The 15,621-nt window shown below is 72.1% G+C and carries 14 protein-coding genes; 3 read left to right on the top strand and 11 right to left on the bottom strand.

Translation table 11 applies throughout. The features are described 5' to 3' along the window. Positions 1-89: 89 nt before the first annotated feature. Positions 90-1,091, bottom strand: a complete 1,002-nt coding sequence (locus tag CLM62_RS36315) for a DUF2510 domain-containing protein (RefSeq protein WP_095754151.1) — start codon at positions 1,089-1,091, stop codon at positions 90-92. Between the two features lie 303 nt (positions 1,092-1,394). On the opposite strand from CLM62_RS36315, the gene CLM62_RS36310 reads away from it, so the two are divergent. Beyond that, positions 1,395-4,070: an AAA family ATPase gene (locus CLM62_RS36310; protein WP_095754150.1), complete on the top strand. Its 2,676-nt coding sequence runs from the start codon at positions 1,395-1,397 to the stop codon at positions 4,068-4,070. Between the two features lie 9 nt (positions 4,071-4,079). Here the strand turns inward: CLM62_RS36310 and CLM62_RS36305 are convergent, their stop codons facing one another. From CLM62_RS36305 to CLM62_RS36270, 8 genes are all read right to left on the bottom strand, one after another. Next, a complete protein-coding gene (locus tag CLM62_RS36305) occupies positions 4,080-4,871 on the bottom strand; it encodes an SDR family NAD(P)-dependent oxidoreductase (RefSeq protein ID WP_095754149.1) in 792 nt (263 codons plus the stop codon). A gap of 64 nt (positions 4,872-4,935) precedes the next feature. Next, the gene (pcaD, locus tag CLM62_RS36300) at positions 4,936-6,054 is read right to left on the bottom strand and encodes a 3-oxoadipate enol-lactonase (protein WP_095754148.1); all 1,119 of its coding nucleotides are present in this window, start codon (positions 6,052-6,054) and stop codon (positions 4,936-4,938) included. Next, positions 6,051-7,382: a 3-carboxy-cis,cis-muconate cycloisomerase gene (gene pcaB, locus CLM62_RS36295; RefSeq protein WP_095754147.1), complete on the bottom strand. Its 1,332-nt coding sequence runs from the start codon at positions 7,380-7,382 to the stop codon at positions 6,051-6,053. Before pcaB ends, pcaD begins: the two co-directional genes overlap by 4 nt. After that, positions 7,379-7,984, bottom strand: a complete 606-nt coding sequence (gene pcaG, locus CLM62_RS36290) for a protocatechuate 3,4-dioxygenase subunit alpha (protein WP_095754146.1) — start codon at positions 7,982-7,984, stop codon at positions 7,379-7,381. Before pcaG ends, pcaB begins: the two co-directional genes overlap by 4 nt. A 6-nt stretch (positions 7,985-7,990) precedes the next feature. Further along, positions 7,991-8,764 carry a protocatechuate 3,4-dioxygenase subunit beta gene (gene pcaH, locus CLM62_RS36285; protein ID WP_095754145.1) on the bottom strand — a complete coding sequence of 258 codons (774 nt, stop codon included), beginning with the start codon at positions 8,762-8,764 and terminating at the stop codon, positions 7,991-7,993. Positions 8,765-8,781: 17 nt separating this feature from the next. Beyond that, positions 8,782-9,984, bottom strand: a complete 1,203-nt coding sequence (locus CLM62_RS36280; RefSeq protein WP_095754144.1) for a thiolase family protein — start codon at positions 9,982-9,984, stop codon at positions 8,782-8,784. Next, a complete protein-coding gene (locus CLM62_RS36275; protein WP_095754143.1) occupies positions 9,981-10,625 on the bottom strand; it encodes a CoA transferase subunit B in 645 nt (214 codons plus the stop codon). Before CLM62_RS36275 ends, CLM62_RS36280 begins: the two co-directional genes overlap by 4 nt. Continuing rightward, on the bottom strand, positions 10,625-11,380 hold the full coding sequence (locus CLM62_RS36270) for a CoA transferase subunit A (protein ID WP_095754142.1): 756 nt from the start codon (positions 11,378-11,380) through the stop codon (positions 10,625-10,627). The genes CLM62_RS36275 and CLM62_RS36270 overlap by 1 nt, the downstream gene beginning before the upstream one ends. Before the next feature lie 258 nt (positions 11,381-11,638). On the opposite strand from CLM62_RS36270, the gene CLM62_RS36265 reads away from it, so the two are divergent. Continuing rightward, positions 11,639-12,103, top strand: coding sequence for a MarR family winged helix-turn-helix transcriptional regulator (locus CLM62_RS36265; protein WP_095754250.1), 465 nt, complete (start codon positions 11,639-11,641; stop codon positions 12,101-12,103). A gap of 18 nt (positions 12,104-12,121) precedes the next feature. On the opposite strand, the gene CLM62_RS36260 is transcribed toward CLM62_RS36265, so the two are convergent. Beyond that, on the bottom strand, positions 12,122-13,108 hold the full coding sequence (locus CLM62_RS36260) for a DUF3048 domain-containing protein (RefSeq protein ID WP_095754141.1): 987 nt from the start codon (positions 13,106-13,108) through the stop codon (positions 12,122-12,124). Between the two features lie 215 nt (positions 13,109-13,323). Between CLM62_RS36260 and CLM62_RS36255 the strand changes: the two genes are divergently transcribed. Beyond that, positions 13,324-14,514: a zinc-dependent alcohol dehydrogenase gene (locus CLM62_RS36255; RefSeq protein ID WP_095754140.1), complete on the top strand. Its 1,191-nt coding sequence runs from the start codon at positions 13,324-13,326 to the stop codon at positions 14,512-14,514. Between the two features lie 28 nt (positions 14,515-14,542). Here the strand turns inward: CLM62_RS36255 and CLM62_RS36250 are convergent, their stop codons facing one another. Then, a complete protein-coding gene (locus CLM62_RS36250) occupies positions 14,543-15,610 on the bottom strand; it encodes an ATP-dependent DNA ligase (RefSeq protein ID WP_095754139.1) in 1,068 nt (355 codons plus the stop codon). Positions 15,611-15,621: the final 11 nt, after the last annotated feature.

Below are 15,621 nucleotides of genomic sequence, written 5' to 3'. Positions count from 1 at the left end.
CCCCCGGCCGGGTGGGGTTCCTCCTGAGCGGAGAGGCGCCCCACCCGGCCGGCCGGTGTCCCGGGACACCGGGGCGGAGGGGACGGACGTCAGACGTCCTGTCCGTTGCCGCCGCCGGTCGACACCTTGATGCCCTTGGTGATGTCGTCGATGACGGACTGCGTCTCCCCGACGTCGACGCCGAGGCGGACGACGACCATCTGCTGGGGGTTCGCGGGGGAGGGGAAGGCGAGCGACTGGACGTAGCCGTCGGATCCCTTGCTCGTGACCGCCTTCCAGCGGACCATGTAGCCCTTCTGCCCGGCCACGGTCACCGCCTTGGACGCCAGTACGTCGTGGGAGGTGATCTCGCCATAGCTCTTGCCGCCGTAGGACTCCTCGGCGTTGGCCGAGATGTCGGCCTTCGCCACCTCCTCGGCGGTGCTGCCGGCGGTGCCGAGCGCCAGGGCCGGGGCCGAGTACCCGCCGCCCTTCGTGCACGTCTTGGAGGTGTCACCGGGGCAGTCGTAGGAGTCGTTCGACGAGACCTGCGCGCCGACCTGCATCTCCTGGCCGTACCAGCCGTCCGGGATGGGGAGGCTGATCCCGTCGACCACGTCGGTCACCGAACCGCTCTCGATCTTCGGCGGCTCCGACTGGTCGGGCGAGGGCGACTGGCCCCCAGAGCCCCCAGAGCCCCCAGAGCCCCCTGAGCCGCCGGAGCCCCCCGGACCCTCGCCGAAGGGGCCGCCCTGTCCGTCCGGACTCTGCCGGGAGTTGGCGGTGTTGTCGCTCCCGCCGTCGTCGCCGGACAGCGCGTACACGCCCACGCCGATGCACGCGAGGACCACGACCGCCACGCCCGCGGCGACACCCGTGCGCAGACCGCGCCGCGGGCCGGCCGGCGGCTGCACGGGATAGCCCGGATAGCCCGGATGCGCCGGATACACCCCGTCGGCCGGCGACTGCGCCGGCGGACCCCATGCGGCGACCGGTCCCGCGGGGCGGGTCCGGTCCGTCCATGCCTTGCCGTCCCACCAGCGCTCGGTGGGAGGAGCGTCACTTGTCTGGCCCGGATCGGGATACCACCCGGGAGGAGTCACCTGCGTCATGGCCCCACCGTATGAGTCCTCGCTGAAAGTCGGATGAGAGAGACGCGGATCGGCTCGTTCCGGTGCGTCCAGAAAGGCCGAGTTCGGCTCATTCCCGGACGAGCCGCACCGGCCGCGGCCGTGCGAACGTCTCTGACTGCTGGTCAAGCCTTCCGTCCGCTGGTCACGGGCAGGACGCGTCGCCCTCCCGTACCCCACGTCACCCGTCATGGCAACAGGTGCCCGGACCGCCCTCCGCCTCGACAGCCGGGCGGCTACGCTCAAGGTCTGTACGTCATTCGGGCGACGTGGGGAGGTAGCGGGATGACGGAGGCACGGCCCACGGGGGCCGCCTCGGCCTCGCTGTGGGAGCGCGACGAGGAAGTCGCCGCCGTCGTCCGGGCGGTCGACACCCTGTGCGCGGACGGCACCTCCTCGGGCGGCCTGCTGATGATCCGCGGCGAGGCGGGCTTCGGCAAGACCGCCCTGCTGGCCGAGACCCGCCGCATCGCCGAACAGCGCGGCTGCGCGGTGTGGTCGGCCCGCGGCGGCCAGACCCTCAGGTCCGTCCCCTTCCACGTCGTACGACAGCTCCTGCAACCCGCCCTCCTGTCGCTGCTGCCCGAGGAGGTCCGCGAGTACCTCGGCGACTGGTACGACATCGCCGGCCCCGCCCTCGGCATCGCCGAACCCGGTGAGCGGCGGGCCGACCCGCAGGGCGTCACCGACGGTCTGGTCACCGCCGTACGCCGGCTGGCCCGGCGCGACTGGCCGCTCGTGCTGCTCATCGACGACGCCCACTGGGCCGACCAGGAGACCCTGCGCTGGCTCGCCGCGTTCGCCGAACGCCTCGACGAGCTGTCCGTGCTGGTCGTGGTGGCCCGCCGCCCGGGAGAGGTGTCCGGCGAGAGCGCCCGGCTCCTCGACGCGGTCGCCGCCGCCGCGGGCCGCCCCGCCACCACCCTCAGCGCCCTGACCCCGGACGGGACCGCCGGGCTCACCCGCGCCACCCTGGGCGAGCACGCCGACGGTCCGTTCTGCCGCGAGGTCTGGGCCGTCACCGCCGGCAACCCGTACGAGACCGTCGAACTCCTCGCCAAGGTGCGCGACAGCGAACTGGAGCCGACCGAGGGCGCGGCCGGCGAACTGCGCGCCCTGAACCGCGCGGCCCGCGGCGGCGGCCTCGTCGCCCGCCTGGAGGAACTCGGCATCGACGCCACCCGGTTCGCCTGGGCGGCCGCCATCCTCGGCAACGACATCTCGGTCGACCTGGTGGCCAAGCTGGCCACCCTGGACCGGGAGGACGCCCGGCGCTGCGCCGAACTGCTGCGCAGCGCCCGCATCCTCACCGCACCCGACCCCGCGAACACCCAGGCGGACGGCACGGACCTGGAGTTCGTCCACCCGCTGATCGCCACCGCCGTCTACGAGTCCATCCCGCCCGCGCTGTGCACCGCGATGCACGGCATCGCCGCCCAGGTCGTCACCGACTCCGGGCTCGGCGCCGCGGCCGCCGCCCGCCACCTCCTCCAGGTCCACCCGGACGACGACGAGGAACTCGTCGAGCAGCTGCGCGAGGCCGCCCGCGAACACCTCGCCGTCGGCGCCCCCGACGCGGCCCGCCGCTGCCTCGAGCGCGCCCTGCTGGAACCCCCGGCGCCCGAGGTCCACGCGCGCGTGCTCTACGAACTCGGCTGTGCCACCCTGCTCACCGCGCCCGCCAAGACCATCGCCCACCTGCAGATGGCGCTCGCCATGCCGGGCCTCGACGGCGCCGAACGCGTCGACGCCGTCTTCCGCCTCTCCCAAGCGCTTCTGCACAACGACCAGCTGGAGGAGGCCGTCCGCACGGTCGAGGCGGAGGCCGCCCGGCACGAGCCCGGCCCCACCCGGATGCGGCTGCAGGCCGTGCAGTACATGTGGGAGGGCGTCCACGCGGGCGAGGCGACCTCACCGGGACGCTCTCAGCGGCTCGCCGAACTCGCCCGCACCTGCACCGGCCGGGACAACTCCGAGCGCGCCCTGCTCATCCTGCGCGGCTTCGACGCCCTGACCCACGGCGAGAACGCCGAGGAGGTCGTCGAGCTGTGCGACCGCGCCCTCGTCAACGGCAGGCTCGCCCCCGGACTCGGCTGGACCGACAGCGAGTGGGGAGTCGAACTCCTCATGATGCTGGCCGCCTCGTACGCCTACACCGACCGCCTCGACCGCGCGGAAAGCCTCTACACCGAGGCCCTGCGCGCCTACGAGACGGCCGGCTGGAGCGGCGGCCACCTCGCCCTGGCCCACGCCTACCTCGGTCTCGGCCACCGAAGACGCGGCCGGCTGGGGGAAGCGGAGACGTCCCTGCGCGAGTCGCTGCGCCTCGCCGAGCGCGTCGGCCGCGGCCTGCCCCTGTACTGGTCGGCGACGTGCAACCTCGTCGACACGCTGCTCGCCCGCGGCCACGTCGACGAGGCCTGGGCGATATCCGAACAGTACGGCTTCGCCCCGCCGTACCCCTCCACCATCGTGCTGCCCGACCCGCGCTCCGTGCGCGGCCGCCTCCTGCTCGCCGTCGGCCGCACCAAGGACGGCATCAACGAACTGGAGGCCGCCGAGAAGGCCGCCGCCGTCCGCGGCCACCACAACCCGGTGCTGGTCCCCTGGGCCGGCGACCTCGCCCGCGCCCTCGCCACTGAGGACCCGGGACGCGCCGCCCGGCTCGCCACCGACCTCCGCCGGCACGCCGAACGCCTCGGTACCGACACGGCCATCGGCGAGGCCCTGCGCTGCGCCGCCGCCCTGGAGACCGGGCAGCGGGCGGTACGGCTGGCCGCGCAGGCGGTCACCTACCTGGAGGCCTCGCCCTGCCAGTACGAACACGCGGCGGCCCGTGTCGAGTACGGCATCCTCTCCCGCTCGGTGACCGAACTGAACCGGGGCCTGGCGCTCGCGCGGTCCTGCGGGGCGGACGGGCTGGTGACGGAGGCGACGGCGGTACTACGGGGCCTTGAGTAGCCGGCCGGGTCAGCCCCCGAGCAGCTGATCGGTCACCGCGGCCAGTCGCTTGCGTACCTCCGGGTCGTACGTGCCCTCGTGCGCCCGCGCCGGACGCGTGCCGTCGAAGTAGCGGCCGCTGCCGAGGTCCTCAGTGGCCAGCGCCAGTACGCCCGGAGCGCCGTCGGCGACCGTGTTCCAGGGGCTGACCCCGCCCTCCCGGACCATCGCCGTGTCCATGAAGGTCGCCGGGTGCAGCACGTTCACCGAGACGCCGGTGCCGTCCAGCTCCTCGGCGAGGGCGAACGTATGGGCCGCGAGGGCGAACTTGCTGCGGCGGTACGCGTCGACGCCGTCGTAGCCGCGGGTGAACTCGGGGTCGTCGAGGTCGAAGGGCTCCTGGCCGGCCGAGCCGACGTTGACGATCCGCGCGGGCGCGTTGGCGCGCAGCACGGGCAGCAGGGCGCGGGTCAGGGCGACCGGCGCCAAGTAGTTGACCGCCAGCCGCAGTTCATGCCCGTCGGCGCTCAGCTCGCGTCCGGAGCCGGGCGTACCGAAGCCCACCCCCGCATTGTTGATCAGTACGTCGAGCTCGGGATGAGCCTCGGAGACCCGCGCGCCCAGCTCGCGCACCTCGGCCAGTGAGGCCAGGTCGGCGACGAAGCCGTGCGCCTCGCCCTCGGTGCGCAGCTCCTCGACGAGCCGCTCGGTGCGGCCCCGGTCGCGCCCGTGCGCGAGGACGACATGGCCGGAGCGGACGAGTTCGAAGGCGACGTACCGGCCGAGACCTGAGGTGGCACCAGTGATCAGAAGGGTCGACATGCCTCCACCGTAGGCACACGGTGAAGACATGTGCGAGGTGCTGTTGAAGCTACGACCAGCAGGGTCACCCTTCGTCTTCGGCCAGCACCCGCTGGGCCGCCGCGAACGCCGAGTTCGCCGCCGGAACCCCGCAGTACACGGCCGTCTGGAGCAGCACCGCACCGATCTCCTCGGGCGTGAGCCCGTTACGCCGTGCCGCCCGCACATGCATGGCCAGCTCGTCGTAGTGGCCGTGCGCGACCAGCGCCGTCAGGGTGATCATGCTGCGCTCGCGGCGGGTGAGCGTCGGGTCGGTCCAGATCTCGCCCCAGGCGTAGCGGGAGATGAAGTCCTGGAAGCGCGCGGTGAAGGGCGTCTGCCGGGCCTGCGCCCGGTCCACGTGCGCGTCACCGAGCACCTCGCGCCGCACCTCCATGCCGCGCGGGGCCGGCCCGCCGAGGTGCGCCCGCAGCGCGGTCAGGACGGCCTCCGGACACTGCGCGGGCGCCAGGTGCGAGGCGCCGGGCAGCTCGACGAGCGCGGCGCCCGGCACCGCGTCCGCGATCTCCCGCAGATGCGCCGGCGGGGTCGCCGGGTCCTCGCGGCCGGCGACCAGCAGCGTGGGCACATGGATCCCGTCCAGCCGGTCGCGCAGGTCGAACGCGGCCAGCGCGTCACAGCAGGCCGCGTACGCCTCGGGGTCGGCGTCCCGGTGGTCCCGGACGAGCTCCGGCACGGTGAAACCGGGCGTGAACCAGCGGGCGTCGGCACTCTCCGCCAGCCACTGAAGGCCCTCGCGCCGCACGCGCTCGGCCCGCTCCTCCCACGGCTTCGAGCCGTTGAAGTGGGCCGAGGAGCAGATCACCGCGAGCGACGACACCCGCTCCGGATGGTTGACGGCCAGATGCAGGCCCACCGCACCGCCCAGCGACACCCCGGCGTACGCGAACCGCTCCACGCCGAGGGAGTCGGCGAGCGCCAGCACCAGCTCCGCGAGATCGCCGACGGTGGCGCCGGGACCGATCAGATCGGCCGCGGAGCCGCCGTGTCCGGGAAGGTCCCAGCGGATCACCCGGTGTCCGATGGACAGCTCGGGTGCGATCTTGTCCCACAGGGCGTACGACGTGCCCAGCGAGGGCCCGAGTATCAGCGGGGGAGCGGTGGTGGGCCCCTCGGCGCGGTGGTTGAGGAGTTTCTCGGTCAACGTCGCTCCAGAGCACGGTCGGTGAGGGTTCCGGCGGAGCCGGTATAACGGGCGGGGTCGGTGAGCTCGTCGAGGTCCAGATCCTTCAACTCCGGCTGATCGGCTAGGAGTTCCCGCAGGGTCCGCCCCTCGCTGTACGTCCGCCGGGCGAGGTCGGTGAGCAGTGTCTTGGCGCGGGCCCGCCCCAGCACGGAGGCGAGCTCGGCGGACAGCCGCTCGGAGACGACCAACCCGTGGGTGAGACCGAGGTGTTCGCGCATGGTGTCCGCGTGGACCAGCAGCCCCTCGGCCAGCTCGGCGGCATCCCGGGCGGCACCGCCGACCAGCCGGAGCAGGTCGCGCAGCGGTTCCCACTCGGCGTGCCAGGCCCCGGCCGGCCGCTCGTCCTCGGCCGCCAGCGAGCCGTACAGCGTGGCCGCGAGCTGCGGTGCACGCCGGGCGGCGGCCGCGATCAGCGTGGACCGCACGGGATTGGCCTTGTGCGGCATGGCCGAGGAACCGCCGCCGCTGCCCTCCGCCACCTCGGCGATCTCGGTGCGGGAGAGCGTGAGCACGTCCACGGCGATCTTGCCGAGGGCCCCGGCGGTGAAGGCCAGGCACCCGGCGAGGTCGGCGATGGGGGTGCGGAGGGTGTGCCAGGGCAACAGTGGTTCCCGGAGCCCGAGTTCACGGGCGTACGCCGCCGGGAGCGCGGTCGCGTCCTCGGCGCCGTACGCGGAGAACGCGGCCAACGTCCCGGCCGCGCCGCCGAGTTGGGCGGGCAGGCCGTCCCGTACGGCCGTGGTGCGGTCCCGTGCGTCGAGCACCAGCGAACGCCACCCCGCCGCCTTCAGCCCGAACGTCGTCGGTACGGCGTGCTGGGTCAGCGTCCTCCCCGGCATCGCCGTGTCCCGGTGCTCGGCGGACAGCCGGGCCAGTGCCCGCTCGGTGCGGCCGAGGTCGTCGAGGACCCGGTCCAGCGTGCGCTCCGCGACCAGCATCATCGCTGTGTCCATGATGTCCTGGCTGGTGGCACCCCGGTGGACGTAGGGGCCGTACTCCTCGCCGACCGCCTTCGTCAGGTCGGCCACCAGCGGGATGACCGGGTTCCCGCCGGCGCGGGCGCGCTCGGCGAGGGAGCGCACGTCGAAGCGGTCCGCGCGGGCCGCCCCGGTCACCGCCGTCGCGGCCTCGTCCGGGGCGAGCCCCAGCGCGGCCTGGGCGCGGGTCAGCGCTGCCTCCGCGTCGAGCAGTGCCTGGAGGAAGGCGCCGTCGCTCGTCGCGGACGCGGCGGGGGAGCCTGCCCACCCGGGGGCGAGCAGGCCGGTGTCCCCATCGGCAGAGGTCACTGGAACTCCAGGAAGACCGTCTCGCCTTCGCCCTGAAGGCGGATGTCGAAACGGTACGTTCCCTTGCCCCCGTCCGCCGCGATCAGGGTGCCGCGTCGCCCCTCGTCCAGCTGGGACAGCAGCGGGTCCGCCGCGAGGGCGGCCTCGTCGCCGGGCAGGTAGATCCGGGTGAACAGGTGCACCAGCAGGCCGCGCGCGAAGACGCAGACGCTGAGGTAGGGGGCGTTTCGTCCACGCGCGCCGGGCCGCAGCGTCCGCGCGTACCAGTGGCCGTTGGCGTCGGTCTGGATGCGCCCCCAGCCCGTGAACTCCACGCCGTTGCGGCCGAGGAAGCCGCCGCTCGCCGGGTCGCGGCGCATCGAGCCGTCGACCGTCGGCAGGTTGCCGTCCGGGTCCGGCCCCCACAGCTCCACGAAGGCGTCCGGCAGCGGCTTGCCCTCGCCGTCGTACACATACCCCTGGACGGTGATGGTGTCCGGGTGGCCGACGGGCGCGATGTCACCGCCGCCGGGGAAGGGCAGGGCGTACCCGTAGAAGGGGCCCACCGTGTGCGAGGGGGTGGGCAGCACGCTCTCCGGGCTGCTCGTGTCGATCTTCGTCATGGCGGGTCAGCGACCTTCCTCGATCCAGGTGGCGTTCGGGCCGTCCAGCACGATGTCCCAGTGGTAGCCGAGCGAGAACTCGGGCACGGACAGGCTGTGGTCGTAGGTGGCGATCAGGCGCTGGCGGGCGGCGTCGTCCGTCACGGACTGCAGGATCGGGTCGTAGTCGAACAGCGGGTCGCTCGGGAAGTACATCTGTGTCACGAGCCGCTGCGTGAACGCCGTACCGAACATCGAGAAGTGGATGTGGGCCGGCCGCCAGGCGTTGACGTGATTGCGCCACGGGTACGGGCCCGGCTGGATCGTGGTGAAGCGGTAGAAGCCGTCGGTGTCCGTGATCGTGCGGCCGACGCCGGTGAAGTTGGGGTCCAGCGGGGCATCGTGCTGCTCGCGCTGGTGCGCGTAGCGGCCGGCCGAGTTCGCCTGCCAGATCTCGACCAGTTGTCCGCGGACCGGCCGCCCCTCCCGGTCCAGCAGCCGGCCGGAGACGGTGATGCGCTCGCCGATCGGCTCGCCGTGGTGCTGCCGCGTGAGGTCGTTGTCGATCTCGGTGATGTCCCGCTCCCCGAAGGCGGGCGAGGACAGCTCCACCAGCTCCGGATCCTGGGTGACGTCGATGGTGATCGGCGGCTGCTTCGGGTGGCGCAGCACCGAGGAGCGGTACGGGGCGTAGCCGCGGCGCGGATGGTGCTCGACGGGTGCGCCGTCGGCGACGCGCTTCTCGTACGCGGCGCGCTCGGCCGCGATCTCCAGGTCGATGTCCGCTTGCGTGAGAGTCATGGGTTTCCTAACGCTTCCTAGCGCTCCAGGACGAGGGCGAGGCCCTGGCCCACACCGATGCAGAGGGTGGCGACGCCGGTACCGCCGCCCCGGCGGGCGAGCTGGTGGGCGACCGTACCGGCGAGGCGGGCCCCGGAGGCGCCCAGCGGGTGGCCGAGAGCGATGGCACCGCCCTGCGGGTTGAGGATCGCCGGGTCGAACTCGGGCCACTCGGCCACACAGCCGAGGACCTGAGCGGCGAACGCCTCGTTGAGCTCCAGCACCGACAGATCGTCGAATGCCTTGCCGGACTTGGCGAGAGCCCGGTTGACCGCCTCCACGGGGGCGAGACCGAAGTAGTGCGGGTCGAGGGCGGAGACGCCGGTGGCCGAGACGCGGGCGAGGGGCTCGCGGCCGGTGGCCTTCAGGCCCTCCTCGTCGACGAGGAGCAGGGCGGCGGCGCCGTCGTTCAAAGGTGACGCGTTGCCGGCCGTGACCGTTCCCTCGGAGGTACGGAAGGAAGGCTTCAGCCTGGCCATCGCCTCCAACGAGGCATCCGGCCGTACGCACTCGTCGGCGGCGAAGACCACCGGCTCGCCCTTGCGCCGCGGGATCGACACCGGCGCGATTTCGGCGTCGAACAGGCCCTCGCCCTGGGCCTGCGCGGCCTTGCGGTGGCTGTTCAGCGCGAACTCGTCCTGCTGCTCCCGGCTGATCTTGTGCTTCTCGGCGATGAGCTCGGCCGACTCGCCCAGCGGGACGGTCCACTGCGGTTCCATCCTCGGGTTGACCATGCGCCAGCCCAGCGTGGTGGAGTACAGCTCGGCGTGCCCGGCCGGGAACGGTTTGTCCGACTTGGGCAGCACATACGGCGCCCGAGTCATCGACTCGACCCCACCCGCTATGGCGATGGAGGCGTCCCCGACCGCGATGGCCCGGGCGGCCTGGATGACCGCCTCCAGGCCGGACGCGCACAGCCGGTTCACGGTCACGCCCGGCACGGAGGTGGGCAGGCCGGCGAGGAGCGCGGCCATCCTGCCCACGTTGCGGTTCTCCTCACCGGCGCCATTGGCGTTGCCGAAGTAGACGTCCTCGATCCGGGACGGGTCCAACCCGGGTGTACGGCCGAGCAGTTCACGGATGGAATGCGCGGCCAGGTCGTCCGGGCGTACGGCGGCGAGGGCGCCGTTGTAGCGGCCGACCGGGGTGCGGACGGCGTCGACGATGTAGACGTTCTTCACTTCAGGCCCTCCGCGACGGTCAGCTTGGCGTCGGTCTTGCCGGTGATCTCGTCGACGCTCACCCCGGGCGCGGTCTCGACGAGCACCAGGCCGTCCTCCGTGATGTCGAGGACGCCGAGGTCGGTGATGATCCGGTTCACGCACGCCTTGCCGGTGAGCGGCAGCGCGCACTCGGCGAGGATCTTGGGGGAGCCGTCCTTGGCCGTGTGGGTCATCACGACGATGACCGTGCGGGCCCCGTGGACGAGGTCCATCGCCCCGCCGATGCCGGTGATCATCTTGCCGGGGATGGCCCAGTTGGCCAGGTCGCCCCGCTCGGAGACCTGCATGGCGCCGAGGACGGCGACATCGATGTGCCCGCCGCGGATCATCGAGAACGACAGCGCCGAGTCGAAGAAGGAGGCGCCGGGCAGGACGGTGACGGTCTCCTTGCCCGCGTTGATCAGGTCGGGGTCGACCTGGTCCTCGGTGGGGTAGGGGCCGGTACCCAGGATGCCGTTCTCCGACTCGAGGATCACCTCGACGCCGGGCGGTAGGTAGTTGGGGATGAGGGTCGGCAGGCCGATGCCGAGATTGACGTACTGGCCGTCCTCGAGCTCGCGGGCGGCCCGCGCGGCCATTTCTTCACGCGTCCAGGCCATCAGCTGCTCACCGTCCGCTGTTCGATCTGCTTGTCGCCTGCCTGCTCGGGCGTCAGCGCGATGACCTGCTGCACGAAGATCCCCGGCAGATGCACCGAGTCCGGATCGATCTCCCCGGGCTCCACCAGCTCCTCCACCTCGGCGATCGTGATCCGGCCGGCCATCGCCGCGAGCGGATTGAAGTTGCGCGAGGACTTGTTGAAGACCAGGTTGCCGTGCCGGTCGCCCTTCCAGGCCCTGACCAGCGCGAAGTCGGTACGGATCCCATGCTCCAGCACATACTCCGTGCCGTCGAACTCCCGCACCTCCTTCGGCGGCGACGCCAGAGCAACCCCACCGGAGCCGTCGTAGCGCCACGGCAGTCCGCCGTCGGCGACCTGGGTACCCACTCCGGCGGGCGTGTAGAAGGCGGGGATCCCGGCTCCGCCGGCCCGCAGCCTTTCGGCCAGCGTGCCCTGCGGGATCATCTCCACCTCCAGCTCTCCGCCGAGGTACTGGCGGGCGAACTCCTTGTTCGCGCCGATGTAGGAGCCGGTCACCCTGGCGATCCGCCCGGCCGACAGCAGCACGGCCAGTCCCGAGTCCATCGCCCCGCAGTTGTTCGAGACGACGCTCAGGCCACTGACCCCCCGCTCGTACAGTGCCTGGATCAGCACGTTCGGCACACCGCTCAGTCCGAAGCCGCCCACCGCGAGTGACGCACCGTCCGGCACATCGGCCACCGCCTCCAGGGCCGTGGCGACCACCTTGTCCATCCGTGAAGCCCCATCCCGTCCGAGCACCCCGGTGAGTGATTAGTCAGGGCACTGAGTATTCAGCGAGGTGTCCCTCACGCTGCCACTGGCGGACCGAGGCGTCAAGGCCTCCGACAAGGGCGAGGTCAGTGAGGTGCACGACCCGCAGACAGGTCGGCCACCACCCGGTAATGTTCAGTACACGAACGAATAGCGCAAACGAATACACGAACAAATACACCAACGAATACACCGATGAACTCGATCTCGGGAGCGCGTATGGCCGCGGTGGACCTCTCCACCCACCCCGGGCACCTGGCCCGGCGGCTGCAGCAGGCGCACTACCTGCTGTGGAACACGATGGTCTCCGAGGAGATCACCTCGCCGCAGTTCGCGGTCCTCAACGCGCTCGTCGCCGAGCCGGGACTCGACCAGCGCACGGTGGGGGAGCGGGTGGGGCTGGACCGGTCCACCATCGCCGAGGTGATCAGCCGGCTCGGCCGGCGCGGACTGCTCGACAAGGTGCGCGACCCGCAGGACGGCCGCCGCTTCCTGCTGCGCCTCACCGACGACGGGCTGCGCACGCACCGCAAGCTGACCGTGCGCACGGCCCGGATGAACCAGGTCTTCCTGGCCCCGCTGTCCGCCCAGGAACAGACCGTCTTCTTCGACCTCATCCGGCGGGTCTCCGACGCGGCCGAGGGGCTCCGCAACCCGGCGGAGCCCCTCGTCACACAGCCCTGAACACTGCCCCTGGCCCGGTCATGCCTTCACGAACACGACCCACACCTGACCCCGGGCGAAGTTCACGGGCGCACCGTCGTTCGTGGTGAACTCCGTGCCGTCCGTCGCCTTCTCGCGCTCCCAGCGCGCGTCGTGGGCCCGGCCGTCGCGCAGCACCTCGGCCTTCCCCGAGCCGACCGTCTCGGTGTACGGCGAGTTGCTGCCGACGACGTCGCGGAATTCGGACTGGCGTATCTTCACGTGCTGCACGACAACCGTCGCGGGCGCCGCGCGCTTCCCGTCGGTCGTCACGGTCGGCGTCCCGTCCTGCGAGACCAACCAGCGGCCCTGGTCCGCGGACCAGGTGAAGGTGAACTGCGCGGCCGGGTAGCGCACGGTCCGCGAGGTCTCCCGCTGCCCGCCCTCGGGTGCGGCGCCGTAGCGGAAGCCGGTCGTCAGCGCGTCCTCGCCCGGAGCGGAGGACAGCAGCTTGTTCGGGCGCAGGAAGAGGTTGTGCGGCGACGCCCGGCCGGAGTCGCGGAAGAAGGCGTCGGCCGACTTGCCGGGCGTCTGCGCGTCCAGCGGCGCCTTGTTGATCAGGGGGATCAGCTTGCTGTGCGCCCCGGAGAAGGCGAGCGTCGGCCGCTCGAACTGGCGCAGCAGCTCCAGGTCGGACTCGCGGGCGCTGCGCACCGGCCCGACGACCTCGGGCAGCTGGGTCGCGTACACCGCCATCAGCCGGCTCAGCCCGCCCTCGACCTGCTCGACGTACACGACGTCCGCGGAGTTCAGGCCCGCCTGGGGCCGGGCCTCGCGCACATTGTCGATCTTCACGGCGAGCACCGAGCCGGCGCGGCTGGTGGGGCCTGCGAGGTTCTGGGCCGCGGCGGGCATCCGCGATTGGCCACGCCCGTCGTCGGCCGGGCCGCCCGATCCCGTGCAGCCCGCCGCCAGCGCGGCCGTCACCGAGGCGGCCAGTAGCGCCACCGTCGTAGTGGTGCGTTGCCTGCGTGCTTTGCGTCCCATGCCCACCAACCAACCTTCTGCCATTGATTGTTCGCCTATAGGCCGATTGTGCGCCTATAGGTCCATTGATGGCCATATCTGACCGGTTCCGATTGCGTGCCTTGGATAGACCGATCGACCCAGATACGGCGGTTCGCGCGCCCGGCGCCCGGGTACCCGGGCGCCACCGCAGGACCGAACCGGACACGCAGACGTGACGGAGGGAGCGCTCCGCGATGAAGGCAGTGACCTGGCAGGGCAAGCGGGACGTCCGGGTGGAGGACATGCCCGATCCGAAGATCCAGGAGCCGACGGACGCCGTCATCCGCATCACCTCCACCGGGCTGTGCGGCTCCGACCTGCATTTGTACGAGGTGCTCACCGCGTTCATGACACCGGGCGACATCCTCGGCCACGAGGCCATCGGCACCGTCGAGGAGGTCGGCGCCGGGGTGCCGGACCTCGCGGTGGGCGACCGGGTCGTGGTGCCGTTCCAGATCGCCTGCGGCGACTGCTGGATGTGCCTGACCGGGCTGCCGACGCAGTGCGAGACCACCCAGGTCACCAGCGAGGGAATGGGCGCCGCCCTGTTCGGCTACACCCGCCTGTACGGCGCCGTACCGGGCGCCCAGGCCGAGTATCTGCGCGTCCCGCAGGCGCAGTACGGCCCGATCAAGGTCCCGCAGGGCCCGCCCGACGACCGGTTCGTCTACCTCTCCGACGTCCTGCCCACCGCCTGGCAGGCGGTCGCCTACGCGGACGTCCCGCAGGGCGGCAGCGTCGCCGTGCTCGGCCTCGGGCCGATCGGGGACATGGCCTGCCGGGTCGCCCAGGTGCGCGGCGCCGGCCGGGTGTTCGGCGTGGACCTGGTGGGCGAACGGCTGCGCCGGGCACGGTCCCGGGGCGTGGAGACGTACGACCTCAGGAGCTACGACAACGAGAAGGAGCTGATCGCGGCGATCCGCGACGAGACCGAGGGGCGCGGCCCGGACGCGGTGATCGACGCGGTCGGCACCGAGGCCCACGGCAGCGCCGCCGCCAGGCTGGCCCAGCAGGCCTCGGCCCTGCTGCCCCGGAAGATCGGCGGCCCCTTCGCGGAACGCTTCAGCGTCGACCGGCTCGCCGCCCTGCACACCGCCATCGAACTGGTGCGCAGGGGCGGCACGCTCTCGCTCGTCGGCGTCTACGGCGGCATGGCCGACCCGCTGCCGATGCTCACCATGTTCGACAAGCAGATCCAGATCCGGATGGGCCAGGCGAACGTGCGCCGCTGGAGCGACGAGATCCTCCCGTATCTCACCGACGAGGACCCCCTCGGCGTCGACGACTTCGCAACCCACCGGCTGCCGCTCAGCGAGGCGCCGCACGCGTACGAGATGTTCCAGCGCAAGCGGGAGGGCGCGGTCAAGGTGCTGATGACGCCGTGAGTCGTCAAGGTGCTGATGACGCCGTGAGTCAGGAGCCCCCGAAGATCTCCTCCAGGTCGTAGCGGACCGGCTCCTCCAACTGCGCGTAGGTGCAGCTCTTCGGGGTCCGGTCCGGGCGCCAGCGGCGGAAACGGGCCGTGTGGCGGAAGCGCACGCCGTTCTCCATGTGGTCGTACGCCACCTCGGCCACGCGCTCCGGCCTGAGCGGCACCCAGGACAGGTCCTTCTTGCCCGACCAGCGGCTGGGCGCGCCCGGCAGCCGGGCCGTCTCGTGCGCCGCCTCCTGAGACCAGGCCGCCCAGGGGTGCCCCGCCACGTCGTCCATGCGCAGCGGCTCCAGCTCCTCGACCAGCTCGGCACGCCGCTTCATGGGGAAGGCGGCGGACACGCCAACGTGCTGAAGGGCGCCACGGTCGTCGTAGAGGCCGAGGAGGAGAGAGCCGACCACGGGGCCGCTCTTGTGGAGGCGGTAGCCCGCGACCACGACGTCCGCCGTGCGCTCGTGCTTGATCTTGAACATGGCGCGCTCGTCCTGGAGATACCGCACGGTGAGCGGCTTGGCGATGACCCCGTCCAGGCCCGCCCCCTCGTACTGCTCGAACCACTGCCGCGCCACGTCGATGTCCGTCGTCGCCGGCGCCACATGCACCGGCGCCGTCACTCCCGACAGGGCGCTCGTGAGCAGCGCCCGCCGGTCGCCCAGCGGCACGTCCAGCAGCGACTCGTCCGCCAGCGCCAGCAGGTCGAAGGCCACGAACGACGACGGCGTCCTCTCGGCCAGCATCCGCACCCGGGAGTCCGCCGGGTGGATGCGCTCGGTCAGCGCGTCGAAGTCGAGCCGGCCCTCCCGGGCGATGACGATCTCCCCGTCCAGCACGCAACGCTGCGGCAACCGCTCCCTCAGCGCCGCCACCAGCTCGGGAAAGTACCTGGTCAGCGGCTTTCCCGTACGGCTGCCCAGCTCGACCTCGGTCCCGTCGCGGAACACGATCGCCCGGAACCCGTCCCACTTCGCCTCGTAGTGCATGCCCGGCGGGATCCTCGCCACCGACTTGGCGAGCATCGGCTTCACGGGCGGCATCACCGGCAGATCCATGGTCCGATTCT

It is taken from the genome of Streptomyces sp. SA15 (assembly GCF_002291145.1).
GTDB lineage: Bacteria > Actinomycetota > Actinomycetes > Streptomycetales > Streptomycetaceae > Streptomyces.
Note: the sequence above shows the minus strand (reverse complement) of the source record. Positions and strands in the feature narration are given on the sequence as shown.

What these genes read in the sequence shown, in the direction of transcription:
- CLM62_RS36315 (WP_095754151.1), bottom strand. Translation starts at nt 1,091, where the DNA reads ATGACGCAGGTGACTCCTCCCGGGTGGTATCCCGATCCGGGCCAGACA.
- CLM62_RS36310 (WP_095754150.1), top strand. Translation starts at nt 1,395, where the DNA reads ATGACGGAGGCACGGCCCACGGGGGCCGCCTCGGCCTCGCTGTGGGAG.
- CLM62_RS36305 (WP_095754149.1), bottom strand. Translation starts at nt 4,871, where the DNA reads ATGTCGACCCTTCTGATCACTGGTGCCACCTCAGGTCTCGGCCGGTAC.
- pcaG (WP_095754146.1), bottom strand. Translation starts at nt 7,984, where the DNA reads ATGACGAAGATCGACACGAGCAGCCCGGAGAGCGTGCTGCCCACCCCC.
- pcaH (WP_095754145.1), bottom strand. Translation starts at nt 8,764, where the DNA reads ATGACTCTCACGCAAGCGGACATCGACCTGGAGATCGCGGCCGAGCGC.
- CLM62_RS36275 (WP_095754143.1), bottom strand. Translation starts at nt 10,625, where the DNA reads ATGGCCTGGACGCGTGAAGAAATGGCCGCGCGGGCCGCCCGCGAGCTC.
- CLM62_RS36270 (WP_095754142.1), bottom strand. Translation starts at nt 11,380, where the DNA reads ATGGACAAGGTGGTCGCCACGGCCCTGGAGGCGGTGGCCGATGTGCCG.
- CLM62_RS36265 (WP_095754250.1), top strand. Translation starts at nt 11,639, where the DNA reads ATGGCCGCGGTGGACCTCTCCACCCACCCCGGGCACCTGGCCCGGCGG.
- CLM62_RS36260 (WP_095754141.1), bottom strand. Translation starts at nt 13,108, where the DNA reads ATGGGACGCAAAGCACGCAGGCAACGCACCACTACGACGGTGGCGCTA.
- CLM62_RS36255 (WP_095754140.1), top strand. Translation starts at nt 13,324, where the DNA reads ATGAAGGCAGTGACCTGGCAGGGCAAGCGGGACGTCCGGGTGGAGGAC.
- CLM62_RS36250 (WP_095754139.1), bottom strand. Translation starts at nt 15,610, where the DNA reads ATGGATCTGCCGGTGATGCCGCCCGTGAAGCCGATGCTCGCCAAGTCG.